We start from the raw sequence: 16860 nt of genomic DNA on the forward strand, positions 1-16860 counted from the left end.
GAGGTGTGATGCATGTCTGAGCTGATCGTGCAGGGGAAGCGATATTCATGCCGTGGCATCTTATTCGATAAAGATGGCACACTACTGGATTTTATTCAGTTGTGGGGCCCTTGGGCTCGTTCTATACTGGATATGATGGAGCAGCATCTTGTCGTGGCGGGAGCTGGTTTTACGATGGAAAAAGGCAACATTCTAGGCACTGTTCACGATCAGGAGGGACGTGTGATCGGTTACGATCCTTCTGGTCCGCTGGCAATGGGGACGGTGGATGAAAGTACAGGTGTGCTGGCTTGGCAGCTTTATACTGCCGGTGTCCCGTGGAATGAAGCTGTGCGGCTTGTCCGCGAATTTAATAAAACAGCGATGGCTGACGTCCGCCGACATCGGGCAGCGAAGGTGTTTCCGGGGTTGCGGACCTTATTGGAGCAGAGTCGCCGTGCCGGATTGAAGCTGGCGGTTGTGACCTCTGACAGTACAGAGGCTGCACAAGAGCATCTGGAGTGGATGGGGCTGACATCCTATTTTGACGAGATCATCGGACATGATAGGGTTACATACGGTAAGCCTGACCCGGAAATGGCTGAAAAAGCTTGCGCGTTACTAGGACTGTCGCCAGCGGACGTGGTAGTGATCGGAGACAGTAATGGGGATATGCAGATGGGCAAGCGTGCCGGAGTACGGCTAGCCATTGGATTTGCTCCGGAACCGGAGCGTTCCGGTCATTTGCTGGATGCGGATAAGGTGGTTCGTGGATATAAAGAGCTGGAGGTGCGTAGAGCATGAAAGTTAATACGTTGGCGGATTGGATACAGCAATCGCAGAATATTGTTTTTTTCGGCGGAGCAGGGACATCGACGGAAAGTGGTATTCCAGATTTTCGTTCAGCAGCAGGCTTGTATCAGAGCGAGGAAAAATTACCTTATTCTCCCGAGGTTATGCTTAGCCGCTCTTTTTTTGTGAAGCATCCTGAGGTATTCTTCGGTTTCTATCGCAGCAAAATGCTGCATCCCGATGCGAAGCCGAACGGCTGTCATCATTTCCTCGCGTCTTTGGAAAAGCAAGGCCGTCTTAAAGCGGTTGTGACGCAAAATATTGACGGATTACACCAGGCTGCAGGAAGTATGAATGTACTGGAGCTTCACGGCTCGGTACATCGCAACTACTGTATGGAATGCGGTCGCTTTTACGATCTAAATGAAGTGATGAACAGTTCCGAGGTTGTACCTAAATGTCCGGTAGATGGAGGAATGATCAAACCGGATGTCGTTTTATATGAGGAAGAGTTGAATCAAGATACCCTTATTCAATCCATTCAGGCCATTTCTCAAGCAGATCTGCTGTTAATTGGAGGAACGTCACTGACAGTTCACCCTGCGGCAGGCTTGATTGCTTATTTTCGCGGTAAACATACAGTTCTGCTGAATACAGACCCCACCTCATATGATCACAAGGCGGATCTTTTGATCACTGAACCGATCGGTAAAGTTATGGAAAAACTTGCTCATCAATTGGGCTTGTAATCGTTTTCTTGTCAACGCCCGGATAAAAGCGCTATGATGATGTTGTGATGGACATAACAATGTTTCGAGAGAGGCTGTGATAGCATGGTTTATTTAGCTGGCGAAGATCGTTATGAAAGTATGAAATATAACCGTACAGGGAGGTCAGGTCTTAAGCTGCCCGCTATTTCGCTGGGCTTGTGGCACAATTTTGGCGGGATTAACAACGCGGAGAATGGTCGCAGCATGATTACTCGCTCCTTTGATCTGGGCATTACGCATTTTGATTTAGCTAATAACTATGGTCCTCCTGCGGGTTCAGCTGAGGAATTTTTCGGACAAGTGTTAGCCAGTGATATGAAGCCGTACCGGGATGAATTGGTTATCTCCACCAAAGCAGGCTACCATATGTGGGAAGGTCCATATGGTGACTGGGGATCTCGCAAGTATATGATATCCAGTCTGGATCAGAGTCTGAAGCGAATGGGGCTGGACTATGTCGATATATTCTACTCTCACCGCTTCGATCCGAATACGCCGCTGGAAGAAACGATGGGAGCACTGGATCATATCGTACGTTCCGGTAAAGCGCTGTATGTGGGTGTGTCTAATTATAGTGCAGAGCAAACGGCAGAAGCAGCTCGTATTTTGAAGGAGCTTGGCACACCGATGTTGATCCATCAGCCGAGATACTCTCTGCTTGACCGCTGGATTGAAAATGGATTACAAGATGTACTGGACGAAAACGGGATAGGCAGCATTGCCTTTTGTCCACTGGCTCAGGGACTGCTGACCAATAAATATTTGAACGGAATTCCCGAGGATTCACGTGCAGCAAGCACATCGGTTTTCCTGAATGAGAACCATGTGACGCCTGAAACTCTTCGCAAGGTGCGCGCCTTGAACCAGATGGCTGCTGCACGTGGACAAAGTTTGGCTCAATTCTCACTGGCATGGGCTCTACGCGGTGAACGTCTGACCTCTGTCCTGATTGGGGCTAGCCGTGTAAGCCAAATCGAAGAGAATGTTGAAGCCTTATCCAATCTGGAGTTTTCACAGGAAGAGCTGGACCGGATTGATTCGATTCTAAATGCCGGGAACGGACAAGACAGCGGCACAGCCTAATGACAAAAGGCATTTCGGAGTCATTGACCTAATTTCACATTCTCTTATACGATATATACTTAACAGCCCGCATTCGCTTGAAGGATGCGGGCTGTTTGTTATTGGCAGGGAGCTAGGGAAACCTGCCAAAGCTTACTTTACAACTGAGGATACTGCTTAACCTTGCTCCGGTACTCGGTTGGAGACTGACCACAGAAACGTTTGAATTGACGTGAGAAGTATAAAGCATCGGTTAAACCTACAGATGCAGCCACTTGCTCGACCGACAGCTCAGGACGTTCACGCAGCAGTTGACGTGATTTGTCGATCCGTAGTTTAAGCAAATAGGTGACGGGGGAGATGCCCGTTTCTTTTTTGAATATCCGTGATAAGTATGCACGGTTATAACCAAGTCCTTCAGACATTTGCTCAATGGAAACGGGGTGTGCGTACTGAGTGGACATGTATTGAACCATCTGCTTGACTGTACGTCGAATTTGCGAATCCGCCCCAGACGGATCAGTCCAGTCACTTAGGTAATTACTTGCTTCCCCCATAATTAGGTACAAGTAGCCCAAGGCTGAGAGATGGGAGCTAGATTTTCTGCTGTAAAAGGCCAATTGCATTTGTTCCAGATAACCGGGAATAGGACTTTGATCGGCAGCATGGAAAACAGGCTGATGAACACGCAGTCCTGCCTCTTGCACCACCTGCTCCGTATGGTGTCCGGTAAAAGCAGACCAACGATAGCGCCATGGTTCTTCTTCATCAGAGGTATAGCTCACCAGCTGACCGGGATGAATAAGGAAAAAATCGTTTTTTTTAAGCTGATATGTGTGCTGTTCTGTTCGAAAGATGCCTTTGCCCGACTCTACAAAGTGGAGCAGATAGTAATCATAGATTTTCGGCCCCACAGCATGACCGGATTTGGTCTGGCTCTCTCCTGCAAAAAGCACATGCAGCGGGCTATTTTCATAAAACACCGGATTAGAGGCGACAGCATAACTATATGAATGCGCTTGCAAAATAGAGTCATCCTTCCTGCATTTGTGAATAGTTTAGCGGATGCGGTATACTTACATTGTACATGTCCAAGTCACATTTATCCATAGCTTAAACACATGGATGCATTACATTGTGTGACGCTTTCATTTATACTGAAATCATAAGAGATGTCAACCTGATTAAGATATTACAGGGAAATCAGGGAGACTTTTACTAACGGTGAATGAGGTGGATGCGGATATGAACTCTACTGAATTAAAGAAACATTTTATTGAAAAATATGGTGAAAGCAGCAATGAACTGCTGATATTTCATGCACCTGGGCGCGTCAATCTGATTGGAGAGCATATCGACTATAATGGTGGTTATGTACTCCCGGCTGCGCTGGAATTTGGTACGACGCTGATCCTTCGTGCGCGCAATGATGACCAAATTCATTTTGCTTCGACAAACCTGTCGTACGAAGTGTCTATCCCCCGCGGAGAGATAGGTAAAAGCAAAACGGATGAGTGGGTGGATTATCCGGTGGGTGTGCTGGTGGAGTTGGCTCAAAAGGGAGTGTATCCTTCTAGCGGATACGATCTGCTCTATCATGGAGAAATACCGAACGGAGCTGGATTATCCTCCTCAGCCTCGATTGAGGTCGTGACCGGCTACGCTTTCCTGACTACCGAGAAGCAGAAAACCGACACAGTCGAAATTGCTTTGTTATCCCAGCGTGCAGAAAACAATTACGTGGGTGTCAATTGCGGCATTATGGACCAGTTCGCTGTAGCGAACGGAGCGGCTGATCATGCAATTCTGCTGATGTGCGATACGCTGGAGTACCGTAAAGTGCCATTCCGCACGGGAGCTTATAAGCTTGTGATCGGCAATACAAATAAGCGCCGCGGTTTGGTGGATTCAGCCTATAACGAGCGTCGCAGTCAATGTGCGGAAGCACTGTCCATTTTGCAGCAGCAGGAGTCGTCATTGGAGTACCTTGCACAGCTGGATGAGGCTCGGTTTGGAGAGCTTCAGCATCATATTGCAGATGAAACAGTTCGCCGCCGGGCACAGCATGTGGTGGAGGAAAACGCTCGTGTGCTGGCCTCTGTCGAAGCTCTCGCGGCGAATGAACTTGCAGCTTTCGGTCAGTTAATGAACGCTTCACACGATTCATTACGTGACCTGTATGAGGTCAGCTGCACCGAGCTGGATGTTATGGTGGAAGAAGCACGACGCATTCCTGGCACGCTGGGTGCTCGCATGACAGGGGCTGGGTTTGGAGGTTGTACGGTTTCATTGGTTCATGAGGACGATGTGGAACGTTTTGTGAAGGAAGTCGGCGAAGCTTATCAGACCCGTACAGGGCTGGAAGCCAGCTTTTATGTATGCAAGGCAGGAGACGGAGTTAAAGAACTGAAGGAGGACGAATAACATGGCCATTTTAGTCACAGGTGGAGCTGGATATATCGGTTCACATACCGTAGCAGAACTGTTGGATCTGGGAGAAGAAGTTGTCGTGCTGGATAACTTGCAAACCGGACACAAAGGAGCATTACTTGGAGGCAAGTTGTATGAAGGTGATTTGAGAGATAAAGAACTTCTGTCCAAACTGTTCTCTGAAAATAAAATCGACGCTGTTATTCATTTTGCAGCCAACTCGCTGGTTGGGGAAAGCATGCAAAATCCTGGGAAGTATTATGACAACAATGTATTTGGTACGTTGAGCTTGCTGGAGGCGATGAAAGATGCCGGCGTAAGCAAGATCGTATTTTCCTCGACTGCCGCTACTTATGGCGAACCGGAAAAGGTGCCGATTGAAGAAGGTGACCGTACTGAGCCAACTAACGTGTATGGTGAAACAAAGCTGATGATGGAGCGCATGATGTCCTGGTTTGATAAAGTATTAGGCATCAAATACGTGTCTTTACGGTATTTTAATGCAGCTGGTGCCCATGAGAGCGGCAAAATCGGTGAAGATCACCGACCAGAAAGCCATCTGATCCCATTGGTGCTCCAGACAGCATTAAAACAGCGTCCACATATCGCTGTGTTTGGTGAGGATTATGCGACACCTGATGGTACGTGTGTCCGTGATTACATTCATGTAAGTGATTTGGCGGATGCTCATGTGCGCGCAGTGAATTACTTGCGTGAAGGTAATGACAGCAACATATTCAATCTGGGCAACGGGCAGGGCTTCTCTGTGAAGGAAGTTATTGAAACGGCACGCAAGGTTACTGGACTCGACATTCCAGTTGTGACAGAACCCCGCCGTGCAGGCGATCCAGCAATATTGGTTGCATCTTCTGACAAGGCCCGTTCGGTGCTGGGCTGGAGTCCAAAACGTACCCAGCTGGAGGATATTATTAGCGGAGCATGGGGATGGCATCAGTCGCACCCTCAAGGCTACGGCGACGAATAGACGGGAGACGATGACATATGAGCGAGCGCCAATCTGTAGATAAAGGCCAAGACCGGGAACTTTCCCGGCACCTGGCCCATGACATCGACGAAACTGTACAGCAATCGGCTCTATATGCGGTGGAGCAACTGGTTGCTTTCGCACATAAGAAGGGCTTGATTGGTCTGCAAGATACGGATTACAGTCGTAATCTGCTATTGGAGCAGTTCGGGTTTTCGGAGCCTTATTCCGGTGGGGAAGCAGGGGGCATTATTGCCCCCGAAGCTCTCCAGCCTGTGCTTAATGTATTGATAGATTATGGTTTTGCCATAGGGCTTATCCCTGAAAACACGGATACGTATCGTGATTTGCTGGATTCCAAAATCATGGGCCAGCTAATGGCGAGACCGTCTGAAGTCATCCGTGACTTTCATCAAACGGAGGCTGAACGTGGTATAGAAGCGGCTACAGATGCTTTTTATCAATTATCCATCGATTCGAACTACATTCGAATGGATCGGGTGGCCAGCAATGTGTACTGGAATCAGTCAACGCCTTACGGAGATATGGAAATTACGATTAATTTGTCCAAGCCAGAAAAAAGTCCCAAGGAAATTGCAATGGCGAAGCTTTTACCGCCGCCTGTTTACCCCAAATGTCAATTGTGCCGTGAAAACGTTGGATATGCCGGAAGGGTAAACCATCCGTCCCGCCAAAATTTGCGTATTATTCCGGTCGAATTGAATAGGGAACCGTGGTTTTTTCAATATTCACCTTATGTGTATTACAACGAGCATTGCATTGTGTTCCATCATGATCATGTACCCATGAAGCTTACAAAGGATACGCTGCGGCGGTTGCTGGCCTTTACGAAAGCGTTTCCGCATTATTTCATTGGCTCTAATGCGGATCTGCCTATTGTCGGAGGGTCTATCCTAACTCATGATCATTTTCAGGGTGGTCGTCATACATTCCCAATTGAAAAAGCGGGTGTGGACGGCGTATACCATAATGAAGAGTTTCCGCAGGTTACGGCAGGTATTGTAAACTGGCCGATGTCGGTCATTCGTTTTACGTCAACAGATCCCGACGCACTGTTGGAGGCGGGGAATGCTGCTTTTGAAGCCTGGAAGGGTTATAGTGATCCATCGGTAGACGTTCTCTCTCATACCGAGCTGGAGGGGGAAACGATTCCGCATAATACAGTAACGCCGATTGTGCGCCGGGATTCTGAAGGAAGATATCAGATGGATCTCGTACTGCGGAACAATCGAACGAGTGAAGAATATCCGGAAGGTATTTTCCATCCCCATCGCGAGATGCATCATATCAAAAAGGAAAATATCGGTCTGATCGAGGTGATGGGGCTTGCCATCTTACCAGGTCGACTCAAGGATGAGCTGGATGGAATTGCTGATATCTTGTGTGGGGACGACGAATTGGCCGTGGCTATGCAGCAGGAAGGACATCCACTGTTTAAGCATGCAGACTGGATTTACCAGTTGAATACCCGGTTCGGTCGCCTGTCTGATAAGGAGACGGCTGTTCGTACCGTACAAAATGAGGTTGGACTGAAATTCAGTGAAATTTTAGAGCACGCAGGAGTGTATAAACGGAATCCATCCGGTCAGCAAGCGTTTGGCCGTTTTATGAAACAATTGGGCTATACCTTGGGAGAATAAAGTTGCTTATGTTGCCACATAATACAATACGAGAACCCTCCCAAGATGTGAAATGTAACCATACTCCTTAAGGGGTATGGTTTTTTTCTGAAAATAAAGCAATTTGTTTCCTGTAACCATAAAGGTTATAATAGAGTAGTTTCTTAACATTAAACTTTAGAATTATTGGAGGCGAACGTTTGCGATGAAAGCATTCGAATTTTATAATCCTACACAATTGATCTTCGGTAAAGGACAATTGGAGGCTCTCAAGCGTGAAGTTCCTAAATATGGAAAACGTGTACTACTTGTATATGGCGGCGGCAGCATTAAGCGCAGCGGTTTGTACGATAATGTAATAAAATTGCTTGGTGAAATTGGTGCAGAGGTAACAGAACTGGCGGGTGTAGAACCAAATCCTCGCTTGTCTACGGTACATAAGGGTGTTGAATTGTGTAAAACAAATCAAATCGACCTTGTACTGGCTGTGGGCGGTGGTAGTGTACTGGATTGCTCCAAAGCTATTGCTGTCGGTGCAAAATATGATGGGGACATGTGGGATTTTGCAGAGCGTAAAGCGGCTCCCAAAGCAGCCTTGCCATTAGGTACGGTTCTGACCATGGCTGCAACCGGCTCTGAGATGAACGCAGGTTCTGTTATTACAAACGAAAAAACTCAGGAAAAATTGGGCTGGGGTAGCGTACATGCGTTTCCTGCGTTTTCCATTCTTGATCCGGTGAACACATACTCTCTGCCACAAAATCAAACGGTTTACGGAATTGTGGATATGATGTCACATACGCTCGAGCATTATTTCCATTTGGAATCCAATACTCCGGTTCAACTGGGCTGGTGTGAAACGATTTTGCGTACGGTCATAGATGCGGCGCCGGGACTGGTTAACGATCTGGAAAACTACGAGCTGCGTGAAACCATTATGTATTGTGGTACGATGGCACTGAACGGCTTCCTGAACATGGGGCTGACAGGTGACTGGGCTACTCACAATATTGAGCATGCTGTGTCTGCTGTTTATGATATTCCGCATGGTGGAGGACTGGCTATTCTGTTCCCGAACTGGATGAAACATAACCTGCATGTGAAGCCTGAACGCTTCAAACAGCTGGCTGTGAATGTGTTCCATGTAAACCCAGAAGGTAAGAGTGATGAAGAAGTAGCGTTGGAAGGTATTCAAGCGTTGCGTGATTTCTGGAGCTCGATTGGTGCACCAAGCCGTCTGGCTGATTACGATATTGATGCGTCCCAAATTGATGTAATGGCTGATAAAGCTGTGAAATTCGGACCTTTCGGTGGCTTTAACAAGCTCAATCGCGAAGATGTAGTCGAAATTTACAAAGCATCCCTGTAAACAGCATTTGGATCATAATAGGCACGTTTGTGCGTCATTAGACGTACGAACGTGCTTTTTTGGGTTTAATTTGGAATATTGGAGGTAAATTTTGAAACTTTTTAAGGTTGAATACGTAAACATAGTTATAGACTGGAAACCAGGCTGAAAAGGTACATGGAAGGAGGAGTCGCATGGAAACCTTATTTTGGTGGTTGTTGGCAGGAGGCGCAATCTTTACTGTGGTTAGTGTGTTGATCGGGGATGTACTCGGTAGCTGGCTGGATGGGGCGTTAGAGTTGCCGGGCCTTGATTGGTTCAGACCTGTCGTTCTACTTGGGGCTATGACTGCTTTTGGCGGGGCTGGAGTACTACTGACAAAGTATACTGGGCTGACCATGGGCTGGGTTGTTGTGCTAGCTTTAGGGATTGCACTTGTTATTGGAGTGCTAGTGTTTTTTGCATTTATCAAGCCCATGGCGAATTCAGAGGTATCCAGCGGCTTCTCGATGCGTGAACTAACTGGCAGAATCGGTGAGGTTACCATTCCTGTACCTGAGGTTGGTTACGGGGAAGTTATGATCCGCTTGGGTGCAGGCAACACCATACATACAGCATCTAGCTTTGATCACAAACCGCTAGCTGCGGGAACCCGTATTGTCGTGGTTGAGGTCGCAGAGGGCGTCGTCCGCGTAGCGTATCTGGACACATAGACGGCGCATTCGCTTAACTTGAAGGGAGCGTGATCGGGAGTGTCAAGTTTGCAAGATATTGTGTTGATCCCTGGAATTGTTGTCATTGTTATCGTCATATTAGGGATTGCTTTTTGGGCCCGTTACAAAACGGTAGGACCGGATGAAGGAATGATTGTGACAGGTTCTTTTCTGGGAAATAAAAATATTTCCGAGGATGATTCTGGTCGCAAGATTAAAATTGTACGTGGTGGGGGCGCTTTCATTTGGCCTATTTTCCAGCAGTCCGAATTTATCTCTCTGTTGTCTCACAAATTGGACGTAACTACACCGGAAGTATATACAGAGCAAGGAGTACCCGTGATTGCGGATGGTGTGGCGATCATCAAGGTTGGCAGTTCCATTGAGGATGTAGCCACAGCAGCCGAGCAGTTCATCGGAAAGCCGCTGGAAGCGCTTAGAGGAGAGGCTCAAGAAGTGCTGGAGGGACATTTGCGGGCAATCCTCGGCTCCATGACGGTAGAGGAAGTATATCGTAATCGGGATCGGTTTGCGCAGGAAGTACAGGGCGTGGCTGCGCGCGATCTAAAAAAGATGGGTTTGCAGATCGTTTCATTCACCATCAAAGATGTGCGCGATAAACATGGGTATCTGGATGCGCTTGGTAAGCCGAGAATTGCTGCTGTCAAAAGGGATGCAGAGATTGCAGAAGCCGAGGCAGTGCGGGATGCCCGAATTCAGAAGGCACAAGCAGAACAGGAAGGACAGAAGGCCGAGCTATTACGGGATACGAATATTGCCGAGGCGGCCAAGGAGAAGGAATTGAAGGTGGCTTCGTTTAAGAAAGAACAGGATACAGCCAGGGCAGAAGCCGATCAGGCTTATCACATTCAGGAGGCCCGTGCTAAGCAGACTGCTGTCGAGGAACAGATGAAAGTTGAGTTGGTACGTAAGGAACGGGAGATTGATATTCAAGCCAAGGAAATACAGGTACGTGAAAAGCAATATGATGCGGAAGTGAAAAAGAAGGCGGAAGCCGATCGGTATGCAGTAGAACAAGCGGCGGAAGCCGACAAATCACGTAAAATGCGTGAGGCGGAATCGCTGCAATACTCGATTGAAACACAGGCTAAAGCGTCAGCTGAACAAAAACGTCTAAACGGGCAAGCAGAAGCGGATGCAGAACGGGCCAAAGGTACAGCCGATGCAGATGTCATCCGTTTGCGTGGTCTCGCGGAAGCTGAGGCCAAGGAAAAACTGGCGGAGGCGTTCCAGAAGTTTGGAGAGGCTGCCGTGCTCGATATTATCGTGAAAATGCTGCCGGATCTGGCAGGACGCATTGCCGAACCGATTGCATCCATTGATAAACTGACTGTTGTGGATACGGGTAAAGGGGAAGGAGCAACTCGTGTCAGCAATTATGTCACGGAACTGATGGCGACGGCTCCCGAGATGCTTAAGAGTGTATCCGGTATTGATGTAGAGCAGTTGATCAAGGGACTAACCACTGGAAAAAAAGGCATTCATTCCGTACCTTCCTCCGATGATGCGAACAAGCTACACAATCCACCCTTGGTTGAGGTGGCACTAACGGATAAAGAATAACGATAAGCCTCTGGGGAGTAGATTCTCAGCCTTCAAAAGACCGCTTTTCATCACAGCATTTCCTGGAAATTGTGATGAAAAGCGTTTTCTTTTTATTGACCTTTAGCGGAATATTTGGTACTTTAACGTGGATTCCTCTGAGCTTCATGCTATAATTCTTAGGATCAAGGTTCTGATAAAAGAGGTGCGGATGTGAGCAGCCTAAAAGTGGCCAAAGCGCTGAATAACAATGTGATTATAGGGATGCATCCCGAGCATGATGAGGTTGTCGTGATTGGAAAAGGAATCGGTTTCAATCGCAGACCCGGCGATCTAATGCCGTTGGATTCAGTTGAAAAATTATTTATATTAAAAAGCCATGAAGAGCAGGAGCAATACAAACGATTGCTTCCTGAGCTGGATGAAAAGCTCATTGAGGTCATCGGTGAGGTGCTTCATCTTGTTCAGCTTCAAGCAAAAAAGCCTCTTAATGAGCACATACTAATTGCTTTAACTGACCATATTGCCTTCTCCATCAACCGTCATAAACAGGGGATTACGATTCATAATCCGTTCTTGTATGAAACTAGGGAAATATATCCTCAGGAATACAAGATGGCTGAGCAGGCTGTTGCTTTGATCAAGGATAAGATGGACGTGGATCTGGGAGAAGATGAAATCGGATTCGTAGCTCTGCATATTTATAGTGCTATGACGAACCAACATATCTCCGAGGTTAGGAAGGATTCTCGTCTGATTGCTGACATGGTTCAGGTCGTCGAGACGACACTCGATTACCGAATTCCTATCCAATCCCTTGATTATTCCCGTCTGCTGACTCATCTGAGATTTGCGATTGAACGTGTACGACGAGGAGAGATTGTGCAGGAGATTTACCGATTGGACAAGCTTTTGAATGAAGAATATCCAGAAATGTATATGCTGGCCTGGAAACTTACGAAGATTATGGAGAAAAGGCTACGTAAACCGGTGTATCCAGCTGAAGTTAGCTATTTGACGATGCATCTGCAGCGTTTGTCCCAACGCAAGCAGGGAGAGCAACAAACCGTGATAAAGCCCGAATAAAAAAGTATTGCCTCGCATTTAGCGTGGTGCTATAATCAATTTTGCAATGAGGAAGACAACAACTAAACATTTTAACGTGTTACTGATTCGATCAGGCATGAGTTGTTTTAAGTTATGATTGTTTACAGCCTAGTGGGGTATGCTATATCCCAAGGTTGTGTTCAAACATACTTAAATCGGCTCATGCCTTTTTTGTTGTTTTACCTCTGTTCTAAATTTCAGAGAAGGATGTGGATGGTATGTTTAAAAAGCTTTTCGGCGTTTTACAGCGTGTCGGTAAAGCGTTAATGCTTCCAGTAGCCATTTTGCCAGCTGCGGGGCTTTTATTGGGTATCGGCAACATGCTGGTCAATCCTGATTTTCTCCAGTACATCCCTGCGTTAAATGCGGGCTGGGTTCAATCGGTAGCGACAATCATGATGAACGCCGGACAAATTGTTTTTGATAATCTGGCGCTGTTGTTTGCAGTCGGCGTAGCCGTCGGTCTGGCGGGCGGCGAAGGTGTAGCAGGTTTGGCTGCGATCATCGGTTACCTCGTAATGAACATTACGCTGGGTACAGCTGTAGGTGTTACACCTGGTCTGATTGCTCAAAAAGTACCGGGTTATGCGAATGTGTTGGGTATTCCTACACTTCAAACCGGGGTGTTCGGCGGGATTATCATCGGTATACTGGCCGCTGCTATGTACAACCGATTTTTCAAAATCGAGCTTCCTTCGTACCTGGGCTTTTTTGCGGGTAAGCGCTTCGTTCCAATTGCAACAGCAGTATCTTCACTGATTGTCGGACTGGCACTGGTTTTGATCTGGCCCCCAGTTCAACAAGGACTTAACGCTGTATCTCACTTTATGGTGTATTCCAACCCGACCTTGTCGGCGTTCCTGTTCGGAGTTATCGAACGTGCGCTCATTCCGTTTGGTTTGCATCACATCTGGTACTCACCGTTCTGGTTTGAGTTTGGTGAATATGTGAACAAAGCAGGTCAAACCATTCACGGTGACCAGCAGATCTTCTTCAATCAGCTTCGCGACGGTGTGGCACTGACAGCAAGTACGTTCCAAGTAGGTAAATTCCCATTCATGATGTTCGGATTACCGGCAGCAGCACTTGCGATGTATCATGAAGCAAGACCGGAGCATAAAAAATATGTAGCAGGCATCATGGGTTCAGCAGCCTTGACTTCATTCCTGACAGGTATTACGGAGCCACTGGAATTTTCCTTCCTGTTCGTAGCTCCATTGCTGTTTGCAGTACACTGTGTATTTGCAGGTTTGTCATTTATGACGATGCAAATTTTGAATGTTAAAATCGGCATGACGTTCTCTGGTGGATTTATTGATTTCCTGATATTCGGGATTATTCCAACCCGTACACCATGGTGGTATGTAATTATCGTCGGTCTGATTTTGGCGGTTATTTACTACTTCGGATTCCGATTCATCATACGGAAATTCAACTTGAAGACACCAGGACGTGAAGAAGCTACAGATAATGTGGAGGGTGCAGCAAGCGGTAGCAGTGACGAGCTTCCACATAACATTTTGGCTGCTTTCGGTGGTTCATCGAATATCAAGCATCTGGATGCATGTATCACACGTCTTCGGATCGAAGTTAATGAGAAATCAAACGTGGATAAAGCTCGTCTGAAACAACTTGGCGCCTCAGGTGTCCTTGAAGTAGGTAACAATGTACAGGCGATCTTCGGTACCCGTTCCGATACGATTAAAACTCAAATGGCTGATATCATGGCAGGACGTACACCTGCACCTGCTCCTTCAGAACCAGCTCCACAAGAGGAAAAGGAAGCCGGAGAACAAAAGCAAACGATCGTTGTGGAAGATATTGTGATGCCAGTAAACGGTGAATTGGTTGACATCTCGTCCGTTCCCGATCCGGTCTTTGCAGAACGCATGACAGGTGATGGATTTGCAGTTGTGCCAAATGATGGAACAATTGTTTCTCCTGTTTATGGTAAAGTATTCAATGTATTCCCAAGCAAGCATGCGGTTGGTATTCAATCCGATGGTGGTAAAGAAGTGCTTGTTCATATCGGGGTGAATACAGTGAAGCTTAAAGGTCAAGGATTTGACGTTTTGGTGAACGAAGGCGATCTTGTGTCAGCCGGCCAGCCTATTATGAAAGTAGACCTGGAATACGTGAAGGCAAACGCTAAATCCATCATCTCACCTGTCATTTTTACCAACCTTCCAGAAGGATCTTCGGTAACTTTAAATAAAACTGGAGTATTGAAGGCTGGCGAAGATGGTATAATTACGATAAAATAAACTCTATGTGTTTCGGATTAGTTGATTAGGCGGCTTAGGCCGTCTGATCAATTATCCGGTATGCTGCGTGTAAACAAATATTATTTTTAGGAAAGTGGGAGGAACAAATTATGCAAACAACTTTTAGAATTACGGATGAAGACGGTATCCATGCACGTCCTGCAACTGCGCTGGTAAATACAGCTAACAAATTCAGCGGTGCTGAATCTTTCGCCGAAGCTAACGGTAAAAAAGTAACTTTGAAATCCATTCTGGGTGTATTGTCTCTGGGTCTGGAACAAGGGGATACTATTAACATTATCTGCGAAGGCGCTGAAGCTGCTGAAGCATTGAAAGCTCTTGAAAATGTAATCGTTAACGAAGGGCTGGGCGAAGTTCATGCTTAAAATTTCCGGGATTGCCGCTTCGGCAGGCATAGCCATTGCCCGGGCGTTTATCTTGGAGCATCCGAATTACGCTGTAGAGAGACGCGCGGTTGGTGATGTTGAAGCTGAAATCGCAAGATTGGATGCGGCTTTAGCAGAATCTCAAACCGAATTGGAATCGATTAAGGAGAAAACGCTTCGTGAACTGGGTGAGAAAAAAGCAGAAATTTTTGCATCTCACCTGCTGATTCTGAATGATCCTGAATTGATCGATCCGGTTAAAGCTAAAATCAGAGACGAGCAGCTCAATGCTGACTATGCTTTGAATGAAGTAGCTACACAGTTTGTTTCCATGTTTGAAAACATGAAAAGTGCATATTTGCAAGAACGCGCATCGGACATGCGTGATGTAACCAAACGGGTGCTTAATCACCTGCTTGGTGTTCATTTTGTCAGCCCTGCAGAAATTGCCGAAGAAACGATTGTACTTGCGGAAGATTTGACACCTTCCGACACAGCTCAGCTGAATCGTGAATTTGTTAAAGGCTTTGCAACAAATATCGGCGGACGCACTTCGCACTCGGCTATTATGGCTCGTTCATTAGAAATTCCTGCTGTTGTAGGAACAAAAAATATATTGTCTCAAGCTAAAAGCGGCGATTTGATTATCGTCGATGGTCTGGATGGTCACGTGTTCGTGAATCCTACCGAAGAAATCGTTGCAGAATACCGTGCTAAACAGGTGGCATATGACAAGCAACGCGAAGAGTGGCGTAAGCTGCGCGGCGAAGCTACGGTTTCCGTCGATGGTGTCCATGTCGAATTGGCAGCCAATATTGGTACGCCTAACGATGTAGCTGGTGTTCTAGACAACGGTGGTGAAGGCGTTGGCTTGTATCGTACGGAGTTCTTATACATGGGACGCGACAAGCTCCCATCCGAAGATGTACAATATACAGCTTACAAAACGGTTCTGGAAAGAATGGAAGGCAAACCGGTTGTAGTCCGTACTTTGGACATCGGTGGAGATAAAGAACTTCCTTATCTGGATCTGCCGAAAGAAATGAATCCGTTCCTCGGATTCCGTGCTATTCGTCTGTGTCTGGATCGCCAGGATATTTTCCGCACTCAATTGCGTGCTTTGTTGCGTGCAAGCGTGCACGGTAACCTGCGCATTATGTTCCCAATGATTGCTACGCTGAACGAATTCCGTGAAGCTAAAGCTGTTTTGTTGGAGGAAAAAGAAAAGTTGGTAGCCGAGGGTGTATCCGTATCTGAAGAAATTCAGCTGGGCATCATGGTAGAAATTCCTTCTACAGCGGTATTGGCTGACCAATTCGCTAAAGAAGTGGATTTCTTCAGTATTGGTACTAACGATCTGATTCAATACACAATGGCAGCGGATCGTATGAACGAGCGGGTTTCTTACCTGTATCAACCATATAATCCATCCATTTTGCGTCTGGTGAAAATGGTTATTGATGCCGCTCACCGTGAAGGACGTTGGGTTGGTATGTGTGGTGAAATGGCAGGAGACACAACAGCAATTCCGTTGCTGCTGGGTCTGGGACTGGATGAGTTCAGCATGAGCGCAACTTCCATTCTGCCAGCACGTAGTCAAATCTCCAAGTTGTCCCGTGCGGACATGGAGAAATTGGCTGCAAAAGCTCTGGATATGCAAACAGCCGAGCAGGTTGTTGAATTGGTTCAAAGCATCGAAGCATAAGGAAGGGTATCACATTTTCAAAGGTTATATCTTTTTCCAACAAAAATTGCTGTATACATACAGCAGCCGGTATCTCAACAGATACCGGCTTTTTTGTATGCTTGGATTGTTGTGTT

14 protein-coding genes are annotated in these 16860 nt (G+C 46.7%); 13 read left to right on the plus strand and 1 reads right to left on the minus strand.

Going from position 1 to position 16860, the window contains the following annotated elements; translation table 11 throughout:
* Positions 1–12: 12 nt before the first annotated feature.
* The 3 genes from C400_RS0109080 (at position 13) to mgrA (ending at position 2624) form a co-directional block, all read left to right on the plus strand.
* Complete coding sequence (locus tag C400_RS0109080) at positions 13–783, plus strand: HAD family hydrolase (protein WP_017426733.1); 771 nt, start codon at positions 13–15, stop codon at positions 781–783.
* Complete coding sequence (locus C400_RS0109085) at positions 780–1520, plus strand: NAD-dependent protein deacylase (RefSeq protein ID WP_017426734.1); 741 nt, start codon at positions 780–782, stop codon at positions 1518–1520. The genes C400_RS0109080 and C400_RS0109085 overlap by 4 nt, the downstream gene beginning before the upstream one ends.
* Positions 1521–1604: 84 nt before the next feature.
* Complete coding sequence (gene mgrA / locus C400_RS0109090) at positions 1605–2624, plus strand: L-glyceraldehyde 3-phosphate reductase (RefSeq protein ID WP_017426735.1); 1020 nt, start codon at positions 1605–1607, stop codon at positions 2622–2624.
* 137 nt (positions 2625–2761) lie between these two features.
* On the opposite strand, the gene C400_RS0109095 is transcribed toward mgrA, so the two are convergent.
* A complete protein-coding gene (locus tag C400_RS0109095; RefSeq protein WP_017426736.1) occupies positions 2762–3628 on the minus strand; it encodes an AraC family transcriptional regulator in 867 nt (288 codons plus the stop codon).
* A gap of 220 nt (positions 3629–3848) precedes the next feature.
* Between C400_RS0109095 and C400_RS0109100 the strand changes: the two genes are divergently transcribed.
* The 10 genes from C400_RS0109100 (at position 3849) to ptsP (ending at position 16744) form a co-directional block, all read left to right on the plus strand.
* Positions 3849–5027 carry a galactokinase gene (locus tag C400_RS0109100; protein ID WP_026065404.1) on the plus strand — a complete coding sequence of 393 codons (1179 nt, stop codon included), beginning with the start codon at positions 3849–3851 and terminating at the stop codon, positions 5025–5027.
* A 1-nt stretch (position 5028) separates the two neighbouring features.
* Entirely contained in the window at positions 5029–6018 is a 990-nt protein-coding gene (gene galE, locus C400_RS0109105) for a UDP-glucose 4-epimerase GalE (protein WP_016819067.1), read from the plus strand.
* 17 nt (positions 6019–6035) lie between these two features.
* Complete coding sequence (locus tag C400_RS0109110; protein WP_017426738.1) at positions 6036–7679, plus strand: UDP-glucose--hexose-1-phosphate uridylyltransferase; 1644 nt, start codon at positions 6036–6038, stop codon at positions 7677–7679.
* Between the two features lie 184 nt (positions 7680–7863).
* On the plus strand, positions 7864–9027 hold the full coding sequence (locus tag C400_RS0109115) for an iron-containing alcohol dehydrogenase (RefSeq protein ID WP_016819065.1): 1164 nt from the start codon (positions 7864–7866) through the stop codon (positions 9025–9027).
* A gap of 173 nt (positions 9028–9200) precedes the next feature.
* Positions 9201–9719 carry a hypothetical protein gene (locus tag C400_RS0109120; RefSeq protein WP_013372583.1) on the plus strand — a complete coding sequence of 173 codons (519 nt, stop codon included), beginning with the start codon at positions 9201–9203 and terminating at the stop codon, positions 9717–9719.
* 48 nt (positions 9720–9767) lie between these two features.
* Entirely contained in the window at positions 9768–11303 is a 1536-nt protein-coding gene (locus C400_RS0109125) for a flotillin family protein (protein ID WP_017426739.1), read from the plus strand.
* A gap of 192 nt (positions 11304–11495) precedes the next feature.
* A complete protein-coding gene (glcT, locus tag C400_RS0109130) occupies positions 11496–12368 on the plus strand; it encodes a glucose PTS transporter transcription antiterminator GlcT (RefSeq protein ID WP_017426740.1) in 873 nt (290 codons plus the stop codon).
* Positions 12369–12607: 239 nt separating this feature from the next.
* Entirely contained in the window at positions 12608–14653 is a 2046-nt protein-coding gene (gene ptsG / locus C400_RS0109135; protein WP_017426741.1) for a glucose-specific PTS transporter subunit IIBC, read from the plus strand.
* 110 nt (positions 14654–14763) lie between these two features.
* Entirely contained in the window at positions 14764–15039 is a 276-nt protein-coding gene (locus C400_RS0109140; RefSeq protein WP_013372579.1) for an HPr family phosphocarrier protein, read from the plus strand.
* Positions 15032–16744: a phosphoenolpyruvate--protein phosphotransferase gene (gene ptsP, locus C400_RS0109145; RefSeq protein WP_017426742.1), complete on the plus strand. Its 1713-nt coding sequence runs from the start codon at positions 15032–15034 to the stop codon at positions 16742–16744. The genes C400_RS0109140 and ptsP overlap by 8 nt, the downstream gene beginning before the upstream one ends.
* Positions 16745–16860: the final 116 nt, after the last annotated feature.

The organism is Paenibacillus sp. ICGEB2008, assembly GCF_000307675.1.
In the GTDB taxonomy this organism is placed as follows: domain Bacteria; phylum Bacillota; class Bacilli; order Paenibacillales; family Paenibacillaceae; genus Paenibacillus; species Paenibacillus polymyxa.